The following is a 21,877-nucleotide window of genomic DNA, read 5'->3' as shown; positions in this document are numbered from 1 at the left end:
AAAGTGAATGAAAGCTAAAAAAAAGGGTTTAGTAGCTGTGGTCAACAAAGCTGGCACGATGAATATCTACTACTTCAACGGATACAAACACACTTTTTACGCTTAAGTTTTGTAGTTTTTTCAATACCGATGATGAAATCTCAAGCTTTTGTTCGTCAGTTCTGCCACTTAGTATATGGGCAGATACATGGATGAAATCTTTTTGCTCGCCGTGTAAGCGAAAATTACTGCGCTCTTCACAGCGAATTTTAATTGCTTCTGGTGGAAAATGACCACTGGCTTTAGCGCCTTCAAATACTTTGTCCATAAGCTCATTAGAACTAATTTGTGAGCTAACAGAGTGGCTATGTTCAATAACAAAATTAGGCATTAGAAAATCTTCTTATAAAAAATGAGAGTCGCTTAGTTTACACTGCCCCAAGGCTTTATAAAACAAACAATGTTTGATAAAGCGAGCGAGGCTTTGTATTAAATTTATTTTTTATTAACAGGGGGCTAGAAAAACAGTGGGTTGATCACCATATATAAAACACTTAGCTAAACAATAGGTTGATATGCTTTAAATAGCGCTGAATTAGCGGGTATCGCTAAATGTATTTAGGCTTAATCGATTTTTCTAATGAAGCGAATCGAATCTTTTAGTTTTATTTAAGTGCAAAACATCTATATCTTTACTATCAACGTAACAACACAGGTTCAGCAAGATAACTAATTGTTGGGTTGTAACGAATTTTAACTCTAATTATTTAATTAACGAAAAGGAAATATTGTATGTCAATTATTAACCAGTCTATCCCTGATTTTTCTGTAGAAGCTTTTCACAATGGTGAATTCAAAACTATTTCTAGTGAAGACGTAAAAGGTAAATGGTCAATTTTCTTGTTCTACCCAGCTGACTTTACTTTTGTATGCCCTACTGAATTAGAAGATATGGCTAAAATCCACGGTGAATTAAACGACCTTGGCGTTGAAGTTTACGGTGTATCTACTGACTCTCATTTCGTACACAAAGCATGGCATGACACGTCAGATGCAATCGGTAAAGTAACTTACCCATTATTGTCTGACAACGTTTTTGCATTATCACGTGGCTTTGATGTACTAATTGAAGAAGAAGGTCGTGCACTTCGTGGTACTTTCCTTGCTAACCCAGAAGGTATTATCAAGGTTGCTGAAATTCACGACCTAGGTATTGGCCGTAGTGCTAAAGATATGCTTCGTAAAGTTAAAGCCGCTCAGTACGTAGCTGACAACGACGGTGAAGTATGTCCAGCAGCTTGGGAACAAGGTCAAGCGACACTTACTCCAAGCCTAGACCTAGTAGGTAAAATCTAAGTTTTTGTTTAAATGAAACATAAACTGACTGCTCGCAGAGAAATCTGCGAGCAACTTTCAAAGCCCTTAGGGTGAAGGAAGTAAACGATTGCTATGCTACATAACAAGATGCACATCAATCATTTACTTCCTATTGATTCTACATCAACTAAGCAGCCCAGAAAGTTAATTAACCATTTTACACAGTTAAGCAGAAACTTTTGCTGACGGTACGCTCATACCTTTAAATTAGAAGTGTTGAGCACTTATCCATTTTCGAACTATGAGGATTACACCTATGTTAACTCAAGATATATTAAACGCCTTAAAAGGCTATATGAAAGATTTAAGCAAGGACATTACTTTTGTTCTTCAAACAGGCGAGCACGAAAAGCGCGCTGAGTTAAAAGAGATGTTGTCACAGTTGGCTAGCACGTCGAACAAAATTACCTTAGTTGAGAGTGATCGCAGTGACACATTGCGCAGCCCTGTCAGCTTTTTAGTGCAAGCTAACGGTGAAGACACCGGCATTACTTTTTCAGGTGTACCAGGCGGACACGAATTTAACTCACTTATTTTAGCCGTGCTACAAGCAGGCGGTAGCCAATTAAAGCTTGATGAAAGCATTCAAAATATGGTTAAAAAAGTAAAAGATAAGCTTAAATTCCAAGTATACGTAAGCTTGTCATGCCATGCATGCCCTGATGTAGTTCAAGCTATGAATCAGTTTGCCTTGCTTAATCCTAACATTGAAGCTGAGATGATAGACGGCGGCGTTTATCCTGAATTGATTGAAGAAAACAACATACAGGGTGTACCTACTGTTTATATGAATGGCGAAGTGTTTGCCAGTGGTAAAGTTGAGATTGCCGGTATTATTGAAAAGCTAAGTGCCGCGCAGCCTGAAATTTTAGAGCAAGACAGCAACGCAGAAGAAATTCCTTTGCAAGATGTAGCGGTAATTGGTGGTGGTCCAGCAGGTATATCTGCGGCAATCTATTCAGCTCGTAAAGGCTTGGCGGTTACGATTATTGCAGACCGCTTTGGTGGCCAAGTGAAAGATACCATGGGCATTGAAAATCTTATTTCTGTGAAGTACACCACAGGCCCTGAGTTAACGGGTTCTTTGGTTGAACACTTAGATGAGCACGAAATCATCAAGAAAGAACACATTCGCGTAGATAAAATTGAAAACGGTACGATTAAAACACTTACCCTAAGTAATGGCGAAGTGGTACGTACCCGCTCAATTATTGTGGCAACCGGTGCAAACTGGAGAGAGCTAGGTGTACCTGGTGAGAAAGAGAACATCGGTAACGGCGTAGCTTATTGCCCGCACTGCGACGGCCCTTTTTATAAAGGTAAAGATGTAGCTGTAATAGGCGGGGGTAACTCAGGTGTAGAAGCGGCGCTAGATTTAGCTGGAATTGTTAAGTCGGTAACGGTTTATGAGTTCCTGCCTGAACTTAAAGCCGACCAAGTACTTGTTGAACAGCTATATAAACGTGACAACATTACCGTTGTTAAAAATGCAGCGACTAAGCAAGTAATTGCTGAAAACGGTAAGGTAACGGCAATTGAGTATATTGACCGCGCTACCGAAGAAGTTAAACAACAGCCACTACAAGGTATATTTGTACAAATTGGCTTAGTACCTAACTCTAAAGTAATGCAAGGCGTAGTTGATTTAACTAAGTACGGCGAAATCATTATCAATGAAAAGGGCGCCACCAGTGAAAGCGGTATATTTGCTTGTGGTGATGTAACAACCGTTCCGTATAAGCAAATTGTTGTAGCAATGGGTGAAGGTGCAAAAGCATCGTTAGCAGCGTTTGACTACTTACTAATGAATCCGGTGAGCGAGCAAGCTGAAAAAGAACAAGCTGCATAACAGCAGCTAAGTGAGAAAAGGGCATGTAAACCTTGTTTGCATGCCCTTTTTTAATGGCTTACGCTAAATAGTCACTAGGCAGGGTTTCAATGGCTGCCACCCCAGAATCAATCGCAGCTTGCGCTACGGCCGTTGCAATGGTTTTGCACAATCTTGGATCCATAGGTTTAGGAATAATATAGTCTTTACCGAAGCTAAGTGATTCACTGTTACTAGCTTCTAGCACTTCCTGTGGCACTGACATTTTTGATACGCTTCTAATGGCCTCAACAGCTGCCACTTTCATTTCGTCGTTTATTTCAGAAGCCCTAACATCCAATGCTCCTCTAAAAATAAATGGAAAGCACAGTACATTATTTACCTGGTTAGGGTAGTCAGAGCGTCCGGTAGCCATAATTAAGTCTTGGCGCACCTCAAAGGCTAGCTCGGGGGTAATTTCTGGATCAGGGTTTGAACATGCAAATACAATTGGATTGTCAGCCATTAGGGCCAGTGTTTCAGGTGGCAGCAAGTCAGGGCCTGACACACCTAAAAATACATCAGCGCCGTCCATCACATCTTCTAATGTTCGGCTATCAGTGTTATTGGCAAATAGCGCTTTGTGCTCAGTTAATGATTCACGGCGAGTATGAATTACACCTTGGCGATCAAGCATATAGATTTTTTCACGCAATGCGCCGCATTTAATAAGCAATTCCATGCATGCAACCGCGGCTGCTCCGGCACCTAAGCAAACAATTTTTACTTCGTTAATATTTTTGCCTTGAATCTCTAAGGCGTTAAGCATGCCTGCGGCGGTAACTATAGCCGTGCCGTGTTGGTCATCATGAAAAATGGGTATTTTGCAGCGTTTAATTAACTCTTTTTCAATTTCAAAACACTCAGGTGCTTTTATATCTTCTAAGTTAATACCGCCAAAAGTGTCAGCAATGTTTGCAACGGTGTTAATAAATTCTTCGGTGGTTCTGTGTTTGACTTCAATATCAATTGAATCTAAGCCAGCAAAGCGTTTGAACAACAGAGCCTTACCTTCCATAACCGGTTTCGAAGCCAAAGGACCTAAATTTCCCAGCCCCAAAATAGCGGTGCCATTTGATATAACAGCTACCATATTGCCCTTTGCCGTATAGCGATACGCTTCGTTAGGATCGGCTGCTATTTCGCGCACAGGCTCGGCCACACCGGGGCTGTATGCTAAGGCGAGGTCATCTACAGTGGCCGCAGGTGTTGAAAGCTCAACACTTATTTTCCCTGGCTTGGGAAACTCATGATAATCCAGTGCTCGTTGGCGAAAATCAGACATCTAGGTATAAGTCCTTACGAGAATTATGTTAGTGAAATAAGAAAATAATATTTGTAAGCACAATAACACAAATTTATTCAGATAAAACGCTAGCCTAGCCGTAATAAGGCGCTAATAGCAACTGGTTAGACCAAGTAAATCAAGGGCTACAAAATAAAATCAACATGTTAATTAATTGTATGAATGTTCGTCATTGAAAACCGTTGTTTGGTGAATGTTACTGCTAAAGTCGTCTTTATATGTTATTTGTAAGGTCAAATTGGTTAAATCAGCATTGGGGTAAATAATGAAAATCATGGCAATAGGGGCAGCGTTACTTATGTTGTCACATGCAGCACTTGCATCTGAGGGGCTAGTGTCGGTTCAAAGCCCATATTCTGTAAAAGAAACCGCTGACCGATTTGAAAGTATCGCTAAGAATAAAGGCTTGAGTTTATTTGCCCGCGTGAATCATTCAGAAAATGCTAGCGGCGTAGGGCTTGCACTTCGGCCCACTGAAACGATTATTTTTGGTAATCCCAAAGTAGGGACACCCTTAATGCAATGTGCGCAAAACCTTGCGATTGATTTACCGCAGAAAATACTCGTTAGCCAAGATGCTAATGATAAAGTGTGGTTATCTTATAACAATCCTAGTTATCTTAAAGCGCGTCATGAAATGGTAGGGTGCGATGAACTAATTGTTAAAATTTCAGGTGTGCTGAGCAGTTTGTCAAAAGCCACTGTTGCTAAAAAATAAAACTCTTAAAAAATTAACCGGCATAAAAAAAGCCGCTAAATAGCGGCTTTCTAATTTTTCATCTAAATTAGCGTAATGCTTACTTAGCTTTAAGTGCACCAAAACGCTTCTTAAAGCGATCAACACGGCCACCAGTATCAACGTTACGTTGCTTACCAGTGTAGAAAGGGTGACATGCTGAACATACGTCTAGGTTAATATCTTTACCTAGAGTAGAACGGATTTTCATTACGTTTCCGCAAGAACAAGTTGCAGTCATTTCTTCGTATTTTGGATGGATATCAGCTTTCATGGTTTACCTATATTTACAAGGCCGTCTCGCTATACAACCCGAAGTTGCACACCAAACGTCGTTAATTAAAAATGAGTACAGCATTGCTATACTCGGAATTTTGGAGAGCGGAGTTTATATAAACACAGCACTTAATTCAAGTTGTTTTTATTTCATGGCTGATAAAAGCGATAAGTTTGTGGTATTTTATCTTTATTCCAGTTTACAGAAAAATTAGTGCCTTGCCCGACTCACTACCATCTATCCAGCCTACCATGTATTTAAGTGTTGCTTTGGCCGTACCCTTGCATCGTGACTTTGCATATTCAATTAGTAAAGAACAGCTTAACGACTATCCAATTGGCGGGCGCGTACAAGTGCCCTTTGGCAATAAAAAACGGGTGGGAGTGGTATTGGCGGTAAATAGCGAGTGCGAGTTTGATGCCGCAAAAGTAAAGCCCGCTATAAAACCCTTAGACACGGCGCCTATTTTCAGCCAAGAGCTTATGAGCTTGGCTAAGTGGATATCTCGTTTTTATATTTATCCTATGGGTGAAGTGTTGTCAGCTATGCTTCCTACACTCCTTCGCAAAGGCGAAAGCGCAGAGCTTACAGCGCTTGAATACCTGCATGTTTGCAAAGAAAGCTTAGCTAAAATATCGCAATCAGATCTCATTGAAACGTTTAAACGCAGTAAAAAGCAAGCGCAACTGTTTCAGTACATAAGCTCGCATCCAATGTTGTTAAAAGATGCAAAAAAAGCTTATTCGCCTTCCATAGTAAAGGGCCTCGTTGATAAATCATTGGTACACGTTAATTTGCAAACGCCAAAAACCAATACATGGCAAGAAAACATGCTGCTGGGCGAAAAGAAGCGAGCCAACCCTGAGCAGGCAATTGCTATAGCCAGTATTAATCAAGCCGAAGGCTACACTGGTTTTTTGATTGAAGGGGTTACCGGTAGCGGGAAAACCGAAGTATATTTGCAAGTTATTGAAGAAGTACTACAACAAGGTCAGCAGGTGCTTATTTTAGTGCCTGAAATAGGGCTAACTCCGCAAACGGTTAAGCGGTTTGAAGAGCGCTTTGGGAATGTGGTGGCGGTGTGGCATTCGGCTTTAACCGATAATGAGCGCCTTCAAGTATGGCAACAAGCTAAGCACAATCAAATGGCGGTGTTCATTGGTACGCGTTCGTCAGTATTTTTGCCATTAGCAAAGCCCGGTATGATTATTGTAGATGAAGAGCACGATGAATCATACAAACAACAAGATAAACTTCGCTACCATGCCCGTGATATTGCGGCCTATAGAGCAAATCAGTATAACATCCCCTTGGTTTTAGGGACCGCTACGCCGTCGCTAGAAAGCCTGCATAATGCACTTAGTCATAAGTATCGTCATTTAATTTTAGCGCAGCGTGCGGGTAGCGCGAGCATGCCAACCCAGCACCTAATTGACCTAGGTGGTCAGGTACTTGACGCAGGCATAGCGCCATCAATGATGATGCGAATAGAGCAGCAGCTCAAAGCGGGTAATCAAGTACTCATATATGTGAACCGACGAGGCTATGCGCCAGCGTTAATTTGCGAACAGTGCGGGCATGTTGAAACTTGCTTAGATTGCGACAACCCATTCACAGTGCACTTAAGTGCGCACAATTTGCAATGCCACAGATGCGGTAAGTTTGAGCCCTACCAGCATTCGTGTAAAAAGTGCCATTCTAAAAATGTAAGCACACAAGGAATTGGTACCGAGCAAATACAGCAAATACTGGCTAAGCGTTTTAGCGATTATTCGTGCGTGCGAATTGACAGTGATTCCACCCGTGGCAAAAGAAAATTAAATGAGCTACTTACCGAAATAAATCAAAACAAACATCAGCTATTGGTAGGTACACAAATACTTTCAAAAGGGCATCATTTCCCCAATGTTACCCTAGCGCTCATTTTAAATGTAGATTCATTTTTGTTTAGTTCAGACTACCGCGCACCAGAAAAACTAGCGCAGTTAGTAACGCAACTTAGTGGAAGAGCAGGGCGCGAGAATAAGCCCGGGGAAGTTTGGCTTCAAAGCTATCAAGTAGGGCACCCGTTATTGCAAGATTTGGTCAACAACGGATATAGTCATTTTGCTCGAACATTATTAAGTGAACGGATTGCAGCTAAGCTGCCGCCTGCTAGCTATCAAGCAGCTATTCGGGTAGAGCACACCGAACTTGCCCCTATTCTTAACTTTTTAGAATATGCAGGGCAGTTGTTAGGGCAGTTTAAGCAACTAGAATTTGTGGGGCCTTTCCCCGCAGGAGTAGAAAAAAAGCAAGGGCGGTATCGATTCATTACGGTAGCGCAGTCAAACTCAAGTGCTTATTTGGTAAAAGCAATGCAGCAAGCAAAAGAAGCTTTAGAGAAGCATCAATTTGCGGCTAAGCTTCGTTGGATAGTAGATATTATGCCAACCGACTTTAGTTAAACAAATGTTTGAAAAAATGTGTGTTTAATACAAGGTAAATTTCTTATACTGTGTTGCTGCTAGCATCACAATAATAAAACTGGGTTAATACAGGCACAATGGCTCCAAAAGACTACGTAAAACGCAAACCTCAAGCCCGCAAGCGCAAACCGGCTACGCGTGCAAAATCAACCAAACCACAAAAGCAGACGCAACTTGCTGCCACAACCCCGTGGGCGCGTATTGTTTTAGCGGTGCTTGTTATTGTGGCTTTTATTTATGGTTTATACGCGCTGCAAAAAAGTGATGTTGAACCTGACCAGCAAGCCCCTAGTGGTTCATCTCAAGATGAAACGCCTGTTATGGAAAGTGGCGAAGATGACAGCAGCTCGCCCCTAGAGGTAGTAAATGATGTACAAAGTGAAGTGCCGCCCTTACCTCCTTTACCCGTATTAGGTGAAGAAGAGTGGGAGTACATTGATGCCTTACCTGAAGCCTCTGTAGAAGTGGATGCTACAGGCCCCAAAGAAAGTGACCGCGAATACATTATGCAGTGTGGCTCATTTAGAACCGCAGAAAGAGCTGAAGAATTAAAAGCTAGACTTGCCTTTCAAGGGTTTGAGTCTCGCGTAATTGAAAGCAACGGCGGGAAATGGTACAGAGTGGTACTCGGGCCATACGAACACAAGCGTGACGCCGAGAAAGACCGCCATACACTTAAGCGCAATGATATTCAGCGCTGCAAAATTTGGTAGCACTTGGCCGCTAAATTGGCGTTTATTCTTGTAAATGAGCCTTGAATTACGTAGCAGATGCCCCATTTACTTTTGATACAGCCGTTCAAGCGGCATTATTAGGAGTAGAATATGACAACTATTGTGTCTGTACGTCGTGGCAATCAAGTCGTGGTGGCCGGTGATGGACAAGTATCGTTAGGCAATACCGTTATGAAAGGTAATGCTAAAAAAGTTCGCCGTTTATACAACGGTAAAGTGCTAGCCGGATTTGCTGGCGGCACCGCTGACGCATTTACTCTGTTTGAGCGTTTTGAAAGCAAATTAGAGATTCATCAAGGGCATTTAACCCGCGCAGCCGTAGAGCTGGCAAAAGATTGGCGCACTGACAGAGCGCTTCGAAAGCTAGAAGCCTTGTTAGCTGTAGCTGATCATACCGCTTCATTTATTATCACTGGTACTGGTGATGTTGTTCAGCCCGAAAATGACCTTATCGCCATAGGCTCAGGTGGCGCATTCGCGCAATCGGCCGCCACTGCATTGCTGCAAAATACCGACTTAAGCGCACAAGAAATTGCGCAAAAATCCCTTACCATTGCAGGTGATATTTGTGTATTCACCAATCAAAATCAAACAATCGAAACACTTGATTTTTAGACCTGCTTGAAAGAATAACGATAGGAAAATTTATGTCTGATATGACTCCCCGTGAAATTGTACATGCATTAGACAAGCATATTATTGGCCAAGCTGCGGCTAAACGTTCAGTCTCTATTGCGCTTAGAAATAGATGGCGCCGCATGCAGCTTGAACCTGAACTTCGCCAAGAAGTAACGCCTAAGAATATTCTTATGATTGGCCCAACTGGCGTGGGTAAAACTGAAATTGCTCGAAGATTAGCCAAGCTGGCAAATGCCCCTTTTATCAAGGTTGAAGCGACTAAATTTACTGAAGTAGGGTATGTAGGGAAAGAAGTAGAAACCATTATACGTGATTTAGCTGACATCGCCGTGAAAATGACCAAAGAATCAGCGGCTGAGAAAGTTAAATTTCGAGCAGAAGAAGCGGCTGAAGACCGTATCTTAGATATTCTTATTCCACCCGCTGAAAACTCTTTTGGTGACAAAGAGCCGGTGGAAGAAAAAGGCGCTCGCCAAGTTTTTCGTAAAAAGTTACGCGAAGGCTCACTTGATGATAAAGAAATTGAGTTAGATGTGGCTTTACCGCAAGTAGGCGTAGAAATTATGGCGCCCCCTGGTATGGAAGAAATGACTAACCAACTTCAGGGTATGTTTCAAAACTTGTCGGGTGATAAAAAGAAGAAGAAAAAGCTAAAAATTAAAGAAGCGTTTAAAATTTTAGTGGAAGAAGAGTCTGTTAAGTTAATTAATCAAGAAGATCTTAAGCAAGATGCAATAGAATCACTTGAGCAAACGGGCATTGTATTTATTGACGAAATAGACAAGATTTGTAAGCGTGAAGGTAATAGTGGCGCAGATGTGTCGCGTGAAGGTGTTCAGCGTGATTTACTGCCTTTAGTTGAAGGTTCAACGGTGTCAACTAAGCATGGGATGGTGAAGACTGATCATATCCTGTTTATTGCTTCTGGCGCATTCCAAATGGCTAAACCTTCTGATCTTATCCCTGAACTACAAGGGCGCTTGCCAATTCGTGTTGAGTTGTCAGCATTAAATGTAGAAGATTTTGTGCGTATATTAACTGAGCCAAATGCTTCTTTAACTGAACAGTACAAGGCCTTACTTGCCACTGAAGGTGTGAATGTGAGCTTTGAAGAATCAGGCATAATGCGCATTGCTAAAGCCGCTTGGCAGGTGAATGAGAAAACTGAGAACATAGGTGCGCGCCGCTTGCATACGGTGATGGAGCGTTTAATGGAAGAAATTTCTTTCAACGCATCTGACCGTTCAGGTGAAGCGCTAGTAGTTGATGAAGCTTATGTGAATCAGCACCTCGAAGCCTTGGTTGAAAATGAAGACTTGTCACGCTTTATATTGTAATTAAACCAACAATGTAATTTCTAAAAGGGCTGTACTAAACAGCCCTTTTTTATTGCCTGTTATTTTTCTTGAAATTAGTTTGCGCTTAGGTGTAAAACTCATATAGTAGTGCGCCTATTGGGCAATTGAAAATAACTTGCATAAGGACACCAGCCAGTGGCTTGGATATTTTTGACAATTGGCGCGGTAATTATGCAAACCATTCGAAATGCATTGCAAAGCCAATTAAGCGCTAAGGTAGATACTCTTGGCGTTACCTTAGCGCGCTTTATTTTTGCCCCGCCAATAGCATTCGCTTATTTGTGCTTGCTATATTTTTTCGCTCCTGCGCTAGGCTTTGAGCAACTTATTCCCAGTTTCACAGTCAAATTTGTAGTGTTGGTGTGCTTAGCTGCCTTATTTCAAATAGCCGCCACCTCATTTATGGTGATGCTATTTAAGCAGAAAAACTTTGCCATAGGCGCGGGGCTTGCAAAAAGTGAAGCCTTGGTTGCGGGGGTATTGGGAACGCTATTTTTTGGTTCGCAGTTAAGCTTGTTAGGGTGGTTGGGGATTTTATTGGGCGCTATGGCTGTATTTGTACTCAGCAGCGGTAACCGCTTACAAGGTTTAAGCCCCAAAACCCTACTTACCGGTTTGCTGTGTGGAACCTGCTTTGCTTTAACATCATTATTGGTTAGGGAAGCAAGCCTATTACTGGATGTAGCGTTTCCTTTTAGTGCGGCGTGGGTGCTGTTATGGGTTTTGTGTATACAAACATTATGTTTAATACTTTATATTGCGCTTACTTCGCCTTATGTTTTTGGCCAATTAATTCGCCAAATGAAAGCAACCATCGCAACAAGCACAACAAGTTGTTTAGGCTCAATATGTTGGTTCAGTGCCATGGCATTGCAGCACGTGGCCTATGTTAAAACCTTAGGCCAATTAGAAGTACTTAGCACCTTACTTTTGGCGCACTTTTGGTTAAAAAACAAAGTAAAATTACATGAAATAGCAGGCCTCTTATTAATAGCGTGCGCGGCAATTTTAGTAATGTGGGCGTAAAAGAGCACTTATTTTAACTCTGCGTAGTGGGAATGGCTAAGTAGTGTTAAAATAAGAAATTGCTCACGCTATTAAATTGGGTAACACATCCTTGTGCTTTCGCTGCATCCGTGCAGTGATTGAAATAATATACAAGTAGAGTGAAATTAAAAACTGTCCATTGGGCGGGAATGTAACCCGTAAAGGAATAAAGTGATAAAAAACCTTTCAATTGTTCTTACTTTGCTATTGTTAGCATGCAGTAATTTGAGCTATGCAGCTAACTTTGTGATTAATAGCGAAGCCTCTTCTGAGATACAAGAAAATGTGCTTATTTACTTAAATGAAGTCAATGCGCCGGTTTCACAGTATGAAATTGATGACTACGAACAAAGCTTAATTCAAAAAGCCCAAAAAGCCGTAGAAGCTTTTGGTTACTACAATAGCAAAGTGTCTATTGCTCCTATCAAATATAATGCAAATACAGAATTAAACGTAGAAATTAGCATTGTCTTAAATGAAATTGCCATGGTGACTAATGTAGTAATGCAGCATGATATTTCAAACATTAGTGCCTTACCACAAGCCCTTGCTAATGTAGTTAACAGTACCAATGCACTAAAAGGCAAAGCGCTAAATCATAGCCAATATGAGTCCTTAAAAAATCAGCTATCTACTTACGCTTTGTTATATGGGTATTTTGATTTTCAGTTTATTTTGCACAAACTACTTGTGCTTGAAAATGCTTCAAACACCGCCAGTACTGGCACAGTCCATTGGATTTTTAATATTGGTGAACGTTATAAGTTTGGTGATCTTGTGTTTTTAAGCAACACGCGAGGTAACGACATAGCCACTAGCGTCAAACCCTTTAAAACCGGCGAGTATTTTGAACAAAGTAAGGTAGGTGAGTTTTCTATTAACCTAGCAAGTACCAAATATTTCAGCAGTGCTATTGCAAGGGCTAACGTAGAAAACGCTGAGAATAAACTCGTCCCTATTGAAGTGATTTTAAAACCCAAACCTAAAGATCTTTTTAAATACGGCATTGGTGTTTCAACCGATACAGGCCCTAGAATTAGCATTGACTGGACACGCCCATGGGTAAATACCGCAGGTAACTCATTAGGTGCTAGCCTTTACCTTTCAAGTCCTGAACAAAGCTTGAGCTTAGTGTATAAAATTCCAAAAGATAACCCCCTTAAAGACTTTCTAACTTACCAAGTGGGCGTAAAACGAACCGATGAAAACCAGACCTTAAGTAATACTTTAACTTTCGCTATACAAAGGCAGTGGGGGGCTAAAGAAGAAATGCAGTGGGATAAAATTGGTTTTTTGAAAGTAGAGCAAGAATCATTTACGCAAGGTTTGCAAGATGAAGAAACCACGCTTTTGGTGATGCCAGGTTTTACTTTAAATCGCGTACGCAAGCGTGGTGATATTTTTGTGGGCTGGGGAGATAGGCAGCAACTTACTGTAGAAGGTGCCAGCGAAAGCTTGTTGTCGGATATTGATTTGTTCAAGGTAACCGCGCGCACCAAGTGGATACGCGAGTACGACCGTCATAGAGTAGTCGCTAGAGGGGATATAGGCGCAATTGCTACTAACGATTTTTCAGAAGTACCCTCTACCCATCGTTTTTTTGCCGGGGGGGATCAAAGTGTACGAGGATTTGGTTTAAACGAGGTTACCGATGTAAATGAAGTAGAGGTAGATGGTGAAATTGAATATGAGCGCGTAGGCGGAAAATTCTTAGCAGTAGCTAGCCTTGAATATGCTTACCGTTTTGCCGATTCGTGGCGCGCGGCGGTATTTTTTGATGCAGGAAGCGCCAGTGAAACTTTTGGTGAGAGTTTAGCCACCGGCACAGGTGCTGGTGTGCATTGGTTATCCCCCATTGGCAACGTACAAATTTACATAGCACGAGGGCAGTCTGATTTTGAAAATACTTGGCGTCTGCATTTAGTCATAGGGCCAGGTTTATAACATGTCAGAACAAACTACCGATACAAATATCCCAAGCGCTCCTCGCAAACATACCAATTGGACACGTAGGCTAGCCTATGCTTTTTTAGGTTTAATACTCTTTGTAGTTTTGCTTGTTATGCTAGCGTTGTCTCCACTAGGAATATCCATAATTGCAGGGCAAGCGAATAAACTTGAAGGTTTGGTCATTGAAGGTGAATCGGGGAGCTTTTATTCCTCACTTCAATTCGAAAAAATCCAATTTAATAGTGAGCAAATTGACCTAGAAGTGAATCAAGCTTTGCTTGATTTGAGTTTATCATGCTTGTTTTTAGGCGAAGTATGTGTACCTGAAATAAGCGTGGAAAGCGTGAGCACGGTATTAAAAGCACAAGAGACAGTGCCTGAGCCCGAAACAGAGACTAGCAAACAATACGTAAGCTTACCGCTGCCCGTTTTACTTGAGAAAATTAAGCTTAATAGCCTTGTGATTGAGCAGCAAGATAATGCTGGAAATGTGCTTCCCATATTTAGTTTACAAGGCTTGCAAACCTCGTTATTTGCTCACGAAAGTTTTGTAATTGATGCCTTAGATATAAAGCAAATTAATGTGTATCAGCAAGCGGATGTAAAAGATGCATCGAGTGCTGATGATAATAAAAATGATAACAAAAGCGATACAGCAAAAACGAGCGAAAGTAGTAATGCCCCGCAAAAGAGTGAAGCGTTTGATTTAAATATGCTTGCGAATTGGCAGTACACCCCCATACAACTGCCTGAGGTGTTTGTTCCGGTTAATGCCCAGCTAAAAGCCGGCTTAATAAAGTTAATATGCTTACAAGGTGAAAAGCCTTTATGTATTAACAACACACGTATAAAAGCTAAACTCACCGAGCAGAAACTTGATGCGGCTTTAAGCTTGCAAACCAATGATTTGAAAGTACAAAGCCTTGATAGCACATTTAAAATTGACTTGGCGAGCAATTTTGAGCACGAGCTTTCACTTGCGCTTGAGCCCAATATTGCGCTAACCAGCGAACAAGCAAAACCCCTACACTTAAGCTTGGTGGGCAATGCATTTGACACAAGTTTGGTGCTTGAAAATAATAATAAGACAATTGTAGAGCTTAAGCTTGCCGCAAATATAGCCAGTAGCCAACTCCCACTTGAGCTAAGCGCAAATGCAAGCAGCATTAATGCAAGTTTCTCACAATGGTTCAAAAGCATCAGCTTGCCCTTGAGTTCATTTACTGCAGTGGTAAACGGCAATACTAATTTGTATCAGCTTGATATACATGCAAATACCATTGAGGAAAAGGCTAGCCGTATTGTGGCTCAGGGTGAAGCCTCGCTAACAGACAAATTTCTTAAGCTGTCAAAAATAAGTACTAATGGCGCTTTAGGGGTATTTGATGCATCGAGTGTGCATCAACTTGAAAATAAAGCCGGCAAACTAGCCTTAGTGAACAAACTCGATTTAGCGTTTCAAGCCTTTAAACCAATGCTCCTTGTACCTAGCACAATTGATAGCGCCAATAATGCCGAAGCAACTAGCAGTGATATAAGCGCATTAATTAACGGTAAGCTAGCCTTAAACGCGCGCTACAGCGCTGACACACTAAGCGGCAGTTTGCTATGCCAAAATATCCAAGGCAACATTACTCGTACCAACACTGAAAGTAGTTCAAAAAACTTTGATGTGAACTTGTTGTGCGACATTGAACTTGCTAAAAGTGGATTGTTGAGCGTTAAGAACTTATCTTTTAAGCAAGGGAAAAACAGTATAAATGGTAAAGGAAAAATAACCTTACCATCAGCCCTTAGCGCCAGTGAACTAGGCCAAGAACTGGCGAAACTAGAACAAAGTAACAGTGACTTCTCTTTGCAAATAGACATGCCAGAGCTAAGTAGTTTGTATGCACCTATAAAAGGCCAATTGAAGGGTAATATTAAGTTAGCGGGTGAAATTGCCAAACCTACATTGCAAGCCACTATAGCCGCAGATTCAATTGCGTATGAGGCCTTCACATTAAAGCGCTTAGATATGAGCTTAAGCTCTGATATTGCCAATGATTTTGCAAGTGAATTACGCATGAGTATTAGCGAGCTATATCAAAATGAACTATTGGCTAACAGTATTACCGTTGAAGCGCAGGGGGATGCCGGCGAACATCAACTAAGCTTGGCGCTTGAACATCCTGAATATGGTTTGGCTCATAGCTTTAATGGCTCATTTAAGCAAGCTAGTGCAAATAAGCAAAGTCAATGGAAAGGAAAGTGGGAGAAAGGCGAGTGGCGCTTGCCCTTTGACCAAATAAGCCTGCAATCGCCCGCGCCCATTTCGCTATCGGCCAGCAACAGTTACCTAGGTGCGCATTGTTGGGTATCACTTAATAGCACAAGCGCAACAAGTGAAAACGAAATTTGTGTAAACAACGCCACATATGAAAACGAAGAAGCGCAACTTAGTGCCAATATTCAATACGATTTAGCCGCCGCGTTAATTCATTATTTACCCGATATGATTCAAGTGGGCAGTAAGGTTCCCTTACGTTCAAACATTAATTTAAGCAGTAATACAAAAAATGGCGTGAGTGCAGATATGTTTAACGTTATCACTGCGGCCAACTTACAAACGACTCGCCATAACATAGAGTTATCGGCAATAGTGGCCAACCTACAACTAAGCGATGATGTAGTTACCAGCAACGTGTTTGCCGGTACAACGGAATCAGGGGCATTTGGCCTGCGCTCTGTGTTGAATTTAGCGCCTGTTGAAAGAAGCCACAAAGGTGAAGTCAGAATAGAAGCCTTTGATGTATCTCCTTTACTGAGATTTTTACCGGGGGCAGAGAAGCTAGCCGGCACTATTGATGGTAGCTTGCGCTTTGAGGGCGCGTTAGATCAGCCACTTGTAAACGGTAAGTTGGACGTAAGCGAAGGTGAACTCATTATTGATAATTACCCCTATCCGTTTAGCAACTTTAACCAAACAATAGAGGTGGTAAATAGTGAGGCAACCATTGAAGGGGAATTTGAGTTAGGCTCGGGGGATGCTAATTACAATGCAAAAGCGAGTTTTGCTGATGGTTTGTCGATATCGGGCGAAGTACAAGGCTCAGGTATGCAGTTGGCGTATCAAAACAGCGAACTATTAGCCTCACCGAATTTCACTTTTGACGTAACACCTGACAACGTAAAATTAAGTGGCAGTATTACGATTCCCAATGCTGATATTCAAATTAAAAACCTGCCTAAGTCAGCTAAGTCACCTTCAAGTGACACCATTGTTATTGGTAAGCCTGTTGAGCCACCAGCTATTCCAATAGGCCTAGATGTAGACTTACATATTTTACTTGATGTGCCTAAATTGAGCCGAGTTAATATTGAAGCCTTAGATCTAAAAGCCAGTTTAGCGGGTGACCTACAACTACGTGTTATTCAAAAAGTGAATAAGACCAGTGAGCAGTTTTCGCCTATGCAAACCTATTTAAACGGCAGTATTAATATACTCTCGGGTAAATATGAAGCCTATGGCCAAATGCTTCAAATACGCAGTGGTGACATTTACTTCAATGGCCCGCCTAGCTTGCCACAATTTGACATTACCGCTATTCGCAATCCGCTAAATACGCAAGACCAAGTAATTGCCGGTGTGCAAATTACCGGGAATCCTATGGTGCCTAAAGTTGAGCTCTTTTCAGAACCCGACATGATTCAAGCAAGGCAGTTATCTTACTTATTGCAAGGCACTGATTTAAACGGCGGCACAAGCACATCAAACGATGTGCAACTAGTTAATGCGCTGGTTAACTTTGGCATTAGTAGTGGGGGTAATCAAGTGAATAAGCTAGGTAAAAACTTAGGCTTTGACTCCTTGAATATTCAAACTGCCGGTGGCGGTGACAGCACGCAAGTGCAGGTAACCGGGCGTATTTCAGATAGAATTCAAGTTACCTACGGAGTAGGCTTATTTGATTCTGTCACCGAGGTAATTTTGAAATATCAGCTTATGCCTAAATTATATATTGAAGCGAAAAGCGGGACTAATAGCGCGGTAGACTTATTCTACGAAATGACCCGCGGGGAAAACGATTAAGCTCGTATTCCCTGCGTGATTTTCAGCGAGTGGTTTATTTTAATGGGCTGTAGTCAAAATCAAATCCGAAGCATCTTGGGGATACTGCTTTTAAGGCTTTTTCGCTTTGAAAGAATTCAGGGCAGGTTATGCCAAACACAGCAACCCGTTGGCCGTATTTAAGCCGTTCAGCGTTAATGGGTACTGATGTTTCATATTCCACTATTACAATTAAATCGGGTACGCTTATTATGAGTTCACTGCCAATATGCGCACTTAAGTATTCATTTTTGATGTTCACTGTCATAGCGGGTTTATCTTTGCTGAAAGACTCAATCACTACTTTTCCCACATCAAACCCGTTCACTATGCTGCTTGCGTAGTCAGTGACTTTACCTGTGTACAATAGCCGGCAAGCGCCGTAAACCGAGCCATCTAAAATGGCCTGTAATGGTTCAAGCAATGACTCTGCATTGCCCTTATTTTCGCGCAGCACCTTGCCTAGGCGCATAGAAAAACTCACCGTTCCATTAATCACCGATTGCTTTAAGAAGTCACCGCGCATTGGGTGCTCAGCGCTTATTAACATGCCGCCCGATGCTTGAGTTAATGCGCGAATATGGCGTTCATAAGTTGGGGTGTCTTTGCTTGAGAAGCACGTTACATTGCCTGCATAATCAAGAGATACAGCCGGAGTGGGTGAGGCACCATTTATTGCGTAGGTCATCATTTGCGCCTCTGGTAAGGCGCGGCCCATGCCGTCTCCGTCAATCAACGGAATGCCTTTCATGGCGGCTGCCATAATGGGCACTAAAGAATTTGCACCGCCTATTTCAAAGGCTATAAGCGCATCAACCGTCCTGCCCGTATATGCCTCATAAGCTTCCAGTGCAAGAATACTCTCATCAATTGAGGGAAGTAACTCCAAGCCAACGGTAGGTGCACCAACGCCGCCTAAGGATATAACATGTGCGTCATCGGCCAATTCATTTACATTGAGCAAAGTCACTGGGCCATATTGTTTTAATATTTGCGTACATAATAGCTGCGGAATGTATGGGTCACCGCCACCACCAGTAGCAAGAAATACAGCGCCTAAGGATAAATCATCTAAGTCAGTATATTTAATTAGCATCATGTGCTCCTTGCGAGTGCTTGGATTTTGTTTGGCTGCTTAGTGCGGCAACATCACCTACTACCTTCACTCTTATTCGGGTACTGGCATTTTCCATATAGGGAATTGCGGTTTCTTCAAGCTCAACTACGCAAATAGATTTGGGGGCGGCTCCAGCGGCTACAGCAATGTTGCTAGCTTGTTGAGTCACCATCTCAATAGCGTCTTCTCGAGGAGTAGTTTGATACGACACCATCATATCGCTCTCACCGCTTATTTGGGCAATGGATGCGCCAATCGCGTTCGCGACTTCAGCATGTTTCGGCCGAATAATTTCACTGGCTGAATTTAATTCACCGGTAACTAAAATTGAGCCACCACCTACCAGAATTACAGGTACAGGCCCACTGCTTAATTTCATTGCATCAACGCCGTCATCAAGCATACTTTGCATGGTTGCGAGCGCTTGTTTAATAGTGTCCCTTGGTATGTCAGTTACCGCTTCTTTATTTCCCATTTGCGCCTTACCTGCAGCAACAATAATGTCAGAACTAGTTAAGGTGTCGCCGCCAAAAATGAGTGCTTGGGTCACCAAATTATGACCCACCGACACCGGCCCAATGGTGTTGCCGTTATTACTAACTATACTGCCGCCGCCTAAGCCTATGGGGTTAATATCAGGCATACGAAAGTTGGTTCTTACGCCGCCCACACTCACTATGGAGCTTGATTCTCGTGGAAAACCATTTTGTAATACGCCTATATCTGAGGTAGTGCCGCCAATATCTACAACAATGGCATCTTTAATCCCTGTTAGCTTGCTTGCGCCACGTAAGGAGTTAGTGGGTCCTGATGAAAACGTTAAGGCCGGGTATTGCTTAACAAATTGCGTATTCATTAAGGTGCCGTCATTTTGACTAACAAACACGGGGCATGTCATGCCCATGTGTGACATAGCACCTTCAAATGCATCAATGACTTTTTCAGCAAAAGGCAATAATGCGGTATTTAATATGGCGGCATTTTCACGCTCAAGTAAGCCGATTCGGCCAATTTTGTGCGAATAAGTAATGCGAGCCTCAGGAATAGCTTGTTTGATTTTTTTACCTAAACTGATTTCTGGCTCAGGGTTCATTGATGAGAACACCGATGATATTGCAATATTTAAAAGGCCTCTGCTTTTAATATCTGCAATTGTGTGGCTTATTTCAGTCTCATCAAGCTCTGCAAGGGGCCAGTTGTCATATAAAAATCCGCCTTGAAGTGTATAAACATGATTGCCCAATATGGCACTTAAGTCTTCAGGCCAGTCAATCATGGGGGGAAGGCCCTTACCTGAAGGGGCTCCTATACGAATAGCTGCTACCTTTGATAGCTCTCGGCGCTCTACCACCGCATTGGTGAACTGTGTGGTGCCAATCATAATGGCTTCAATGTGTTTTGTTTCTACCGATGCTTCATCTAATATTGTGTGCAGCGCATTTAAAATGCCGCTTAGCACATCGGCCGATGACAGCGCTTTGGTGCTTGCCAATATATCAGAGCCTTGTACTAACACTGCATCAGTATGAGTGCCGCCTACATCTATTCCTATACGCATTAAATAGTTCTCCGAATGGGGTTATTGGCTGTTGTTTGAAGTGTCTTGCTTGTTTGCAGCTAAAGGTAATAGCCGAGACAATAACCAGTACAGTAGGCCTGTTACCAATATGGCATCTAGAGCGCTTATTGAGCTTATTGAAGGCACAAACGGTGAATCATCAAACACCGATATACCAGCGCCCACTAACCACGCTATGCAGGCAGGAAGGCTAAACTTTTGGTTCTTTTCTAAGGTTTTTGCATGATACTTTTGTGCAGGAGCAAGTAAATAATCTGCAATAATGACACCCGCTACCGGTACAAAAATAGCGGTAAGAAAGACTAAAAATGAGATAAAGTAATCTAGAATATTGAAAAATGCCGCTACCACGCCCGCTAAACCAAATAGTATGACATAGCCCCCGCCTTTCACTTTAGGAAAGGTCGCTTCAACGCTTAGCATGGTACTGTATAAGTTAAGTGAATTAAGCACCCAGCTACCGGCTATTACAATAATAAATGCGGCAAGGCCTAAACCTAAGCCAAGCATTAAGTTTAGTATGCCGGTTTCGCCAATAGCCGCAGCAGCGAAGCCCGCAACAAACAATACAATGAGCTCTACCACCATGTATGACCAAAACGCAGTGTAAGCACCGCCGCGCCAATTGGCACTGAACCGAGTGATGTCGGGAAGAATAATCGCCCCTACAATAATTCCACCAACAATTGCACCAACACCATCACTTAAGCTTAAAGTGGCTTCTTTTTCAATGGCCCAATAATCAGCGAAACTGATTTCGGCAAAAGCAAACCAAAACATGACTGCGGTAACCACCGCTAAAATTGGGGCCATTAAGCTGGCTAATATATTTATTGCTTTAAAGCCGAATACCGTAGTAGCAATCATGCAAATACCCGCGCCTACTTCAATGCCCCATTCTGGTAGAAGTAAGTCATAGCGCTCACTTAACAGTTTATTGACGGCGCCTGCAAATAAATCAATATTTACACCAAACCAACCAATTAACGATAATGCGAAAGCTATATTGACTATGCCTGCTCCGGCGTCTCCAAACGCTATGCGCACAAGCACGTACGAGCTCATTCGCGTTTTTGCACCTATTACGCCCATGGTTGCGCCAATAAGTGTGAGTAGTATTGAACCAACAATAAGCGCAATTAAATGATCTGACACCGACAAACCATTATATACTTCAAGGCCACTCATGAAGGTAGGCAACGAAAACGCAATCATGACTGACACGGCAGCCACTCGCGGCCAAGGCACTAAATGCAAATCTTTTATGTGCGCGACATCGCCACTACTTGGCTTATCCATTTAATATTCTCCTGACTAGATATACTTATACTATGTTAAATAGGGCAAAATAAT

Annotated in this window: 16 protein-coding genes; 10 read left to right on the top strand and 6 right to left on the bottom strand. The window is 42.1% G+C overall.

Features of this window, described 5'->3' with window-relative positions:
- Positions 1-28: 28 nt before the first annotated feature.
- On the bottom strand, positions 29-370 hold the full coding sequence (locus ACOI22_RS07885; RefSeq protein ID WP_420671479.1) for a 5-carboxymethyl-2-hydroxymuconate isomerase: 342 nt from the start codon (positions 368-370) through the stop codon (positions 29-31).
- A gap of 401 nt (positions 371-771) precedes the next feature.
- Here ACOI22_RS07885 and ahpC point away from each other — a divergent pair, with 401 nt between their 5' ends.
- Both ahpC and ahpF read left to right on the top strand, forming a co-directional pair.
- A complete protein-coding gene (ahpC, locus tag ACOI22_RS07880) occupies positions 772-1,335 on the top strand; it encodes an alkyl hydroperoxide reductase subunit C (protein WP_420671478.1) in 564 nt (187 codons plus the stop codon).
- A 277-nt stretch (positions 1,336-1,612) separates the two neighbouring features.
- On the top strand, positions 1,613-3,205 hold the full coding sequence (gene ahpF / locus ACOI22_RS07875; protein WP_420671477.1) for an alkyl hydroperoxide reductase subunit F: 1,593 nt from the start codon (positions 1,613-1,615) through the stop codon (positions 3,203-3,205).
- A 58-nt stretch (positions 3,206-3,263) separates the two neighbouring features.
- Here the strand turns inward: ahpF and ACOI22_RS07870 are convergent, their stop codons facing one another.
- Positions 3,264-4,508 carry a malic enzyme-like NAD(P)-binding protein gene (locus tag ACOI22_RS07870; RefSeq protein ID WP_420671476.1) on the bottom strand — a complete coding sequence of 415 codons (1,245 nt, stop codon included), beginning with the start codon at positions 4,506-4,508 and terminating at the stop codon, positions 3,264-3,266.
- A 286-nt stretch (positions 4,509-4,794) separates the two neighbouring features.
- Between ACOI22_RS07870 and ACOI22_RS07865 the strand changes: the two genes are divergently transcribed.
- On the top strand, positions 4,795-5,247 hold the full coding sequence (locus ACOI22_RS07865; RefSeq protein ID WP_420671475.1) for a DUF302 domain-containing protein: 453 nt from the start codon (positions 4,795-4,797) through the stop codon (positions 5,245-5,247).
- A gap of 79 nt (positions 5,248-5,326) precedes the next feature.
- Here ACOI22_RS07865 and rpmE read toward each other — a convergent pair whose 3' ends face one another.
- Positions 5,327-5,539: a 50S ribosomal protein L31 gene (gene rpmE, locus ACOI22_RS07860; protein ID WP_420671474.1), complete on the bottom strand. Its 213-nt coding sequence runs from the start codon at positions 5,537-5,539 to the stop codon at positions 5,327-5,329.
- A gap of 254 nt (positions 5,540-5,793) precedes the next feature.
- Here rpmE and ACOI22_RS07855 point away from each other — a divergent pair, with 254 nt between their 5' ends.
- The 7 genes from ACOI22_RS07855 (at position 5,794) to ACOI22_RS07825 (ending at position 17,810) form a co-directional block, all read left to right on the top strand.
- Positions 5,794-7,989, top strand: coding sequence for a primosomal protein N' (locus ACOI22_RS07855; protein ID WP_420672342.1), 2,196 nt, complete (start codon positions 5,794-5,796; stop codon positions 7,987-7,989).
- Between the two features lie 98 nt (positions 7,990-8,087).
- Positions 8,088-8,723 carry an SPOR domain-containing protein gene (locus ACOI22_RS07850; RefSeq protein ID WP_420671473.1) on the top strand — a complete coding sequence of 212 codons (636 nt, stop codon included), beginning with the start codon at positions 8,088-8,090 and terminating at the stop codon, positions 8,721-8,723.
- A gap of 111 nt (positions 8,724-8,834) precedes the next feature.
- A complete protein-coding gene (gene hslV / locus ACOI22_RS07845) occupies positions 8,835-9,359 on the top strand; it encodes an ATP-dependent protease subunit HslV (protein WP_420671472.1) in 525 nt (174 codons plus the stop codon).
- A gap of 32 nt (positions 9,360-9,391) precedes the next feature.
- Complete coding sequence (gene hslU / locus ACOI22_RS07840; protein WP_420671471.1) at positions 9,392-10,720, top strand: HslU--HslV peptidase ATPase subunit; 1,329 nt, start codon at positions 9,392-9,394, stop codon at positions 10,718-10,720.
- Positions 10,721-10,876: 156 nt separating this feature from the next.
- Positions 10,877-11,767 (top strand): multidrug transporter, encoded by an 891-nt coding sequence (locus tag ACOI22_RS07835; protein ID WP_420671470.1) that lies wholly within the window; start codon positions 10,877-10,879, stop codon positions 11,765-11,767.
- A 192-nt stretch (positions 11,768-11,959) separates the two neighbouring features.
- Positions 11,960-13,732 (top strand): autotransporter assembly complex protein TamA, encoded by a 1,773-nt coding sequence (locus ACOI22_RS07830; protein ID WP_420671469.1) that lies wholly within the window; start codon positions 11,960-11,962, stop codon positions 13,730-13,732.
- Position 13,733: 1 nt separating this feature from the next.
- On the top strand, positions 13,734-17,810 hold the full coding sequence (locus ACOI22_RS07825) for a translocation/assembly module TamB domain-containing protein (RefSeq protein WP_420671468.1): 4,077 nt from the start codon (positions 13,734-13,736) through the stop codon (positions 17,808-17,810).
- A 34-nt stretch (positions 17,811-17,844) separates the two neighbouring features.
- Here the strand turns inward: ACOI22_RS07825 and ACOI22_RS07820 are convergent, their stop codons facing one another.
- From ACOI22_RS07820 to ACOI22_RS07810, 3 genes are read right to left on the bottom strand one after another with little or no spacing between them, the layout of a single operon-like run.
- Positions 17,845-18,927, bottom strand: a complete 1,083-nt coding sequence (locus ACOI22_RS07820; protein WP_420671467.1) for a DUF917 domain-containing protein — start codon at positions 18,925-18,927, stop codon at positions 17,845-17,847.
- Complete coding sequence (locus tag ACOI22_RS07815) at positions 18,914-20,503, bottom strand: hydantoinase/oxoprolinase N-terminal domain-containing protein (protein WP_420671466.1); 1,590 nt, start codon at positions 20,501-20,503, stop codon at positions 18,914-18,916. The genes ACOI22_RS07820 and ACOI22_RS07815 overlap by 14 nt, the downstream gene beginning before the upstream one ends.
- A gap of 21 nt (positions 20,504-20,524) precedes the next feature.
- Complete coding sequence (locus ACOI22_RS07810; protein WP_420671465.1) at positions 20,525-21,823, bottom strand: purine-cytosine permease family protein; 1,299 nt, start codon at positions 21,821-21,823, stop codon at positions 20,525-20,527.
- Positions 21,824-21,877: the final 54 nt, after the last annotated feature.

Source organism: Glaciecola sp. 2405UD65-10 (assembly GCF_048820975.1).
Classification (GTDB): domain Bacteria; phylum Pseudomonadota; class Gammaproteobacteria; order Enterobacterales; family Alteromonadaceae; genus Glaciecola.
The sequence above is the reverse complement of the archived record's forward strand: the minus strand, read 5'-3'. Positions and strand labels throughout refer to the sequence as shown.

Excerpts from the sequence above, each read along its gene's own strand:
- ACOI22_RS07885 (WP_420671479.1), bottom strand. The coding sequence starts at position 370 with ATGCCTAATTTTGTTATTGAACATAGCCACTCTGTTAGCTCACAAATT.
- ahpC (WP_420671478.1), top strand. The coding sequence starts at position 772 with ATGTCAATTATTAACCAGTCTATCCCTGATTTTTCTGTAGAAGCTTTT.
- ahpF (WP_420671477.1), top strand. The coding sequence starts at position 1,613 with ATGTTAACTCAAGATATATTAAACGCCTTAAAAGGCTATATGAAAGAT.
- ACOI22_RS07870 (WP_420671476.1), bottom strand. The coding sequence starts at position 4,508 with ATGTCTGATTTTCGCCAACGAGCACTGGATTATCATGAGTTTCCCAAG.
- ACOI22_RS07865 (WP_420671475.1), top strand. The coding sequence starts at position 4,795 with ATGAAAATCATGGCAATAGGGGCAGCGTTACTTATGTTGTCACATGCA.
- rpmE (WP_420671474.1), bottom strand. The coding sequence starts at position 5,539 with ATGAAAGCTGATATCCATCCAAAATACGAAGAAATGACTGCAACTTGT.
- ACOI22_RS07855 (WP_420672342.1), top strand. The coding sequence starts at position 5,794 with ATGTATTTAAGTGTTGCTTTGGCCGTACCCTTGCATCGTGACTTTGCA.
- ACOI22_RS07850 (WP_420671473.1), top strand. The coding sequence starts at position 8,088 with ATGGCTCCAAAAGACTACGTAAAACGCAAACCTCAAGCCCGCAAGCGC.
- hslV (WP_420671472.1), top strand. The coding sequence starts at position 8,835 with ATGACAACTATTGTGTCTGTACGTCGTGGCAATCAAGTCGTGGTGGCC.
- hslU (WP_420671471.1), top strand. The coding sequence starts at position 9,392 with ATGTCTGATATGACTCCCCGTGAAATTGTACATGCATTAGACAAGCAT.
- ACOI22_RS07825 (WP_420671468.1), top strand. The coding sequence starts at position 13,734 with ATGTCAGAACAAACTACCGATACAAATATCCCAAGCGCTCCTCGCAAA.
- ACOI22_RS07820 (WP_420671467.1), bottom strand. The coding sequence starts at position 18,927 with ATGATGCTAATTAAATATACTGACTTAGATGATTTATCCTTAGGCGCT.
- ACOI22_RS07815 (WP_420671466.1), bottom strand. The coding sequence starts at position 20,503 with ATGCGTATAGGAATAGATGTAGGCGGCACTCATACTGATGCAGTGTTA.
- ACOI22_RS07810 (WP_420671465.1), bottom strand. The coding sequence starts at position 21,823 with ATGGATAAGCCAAGTAGTGGCGATGTCGCGCACATAAAAGATTTGCAT.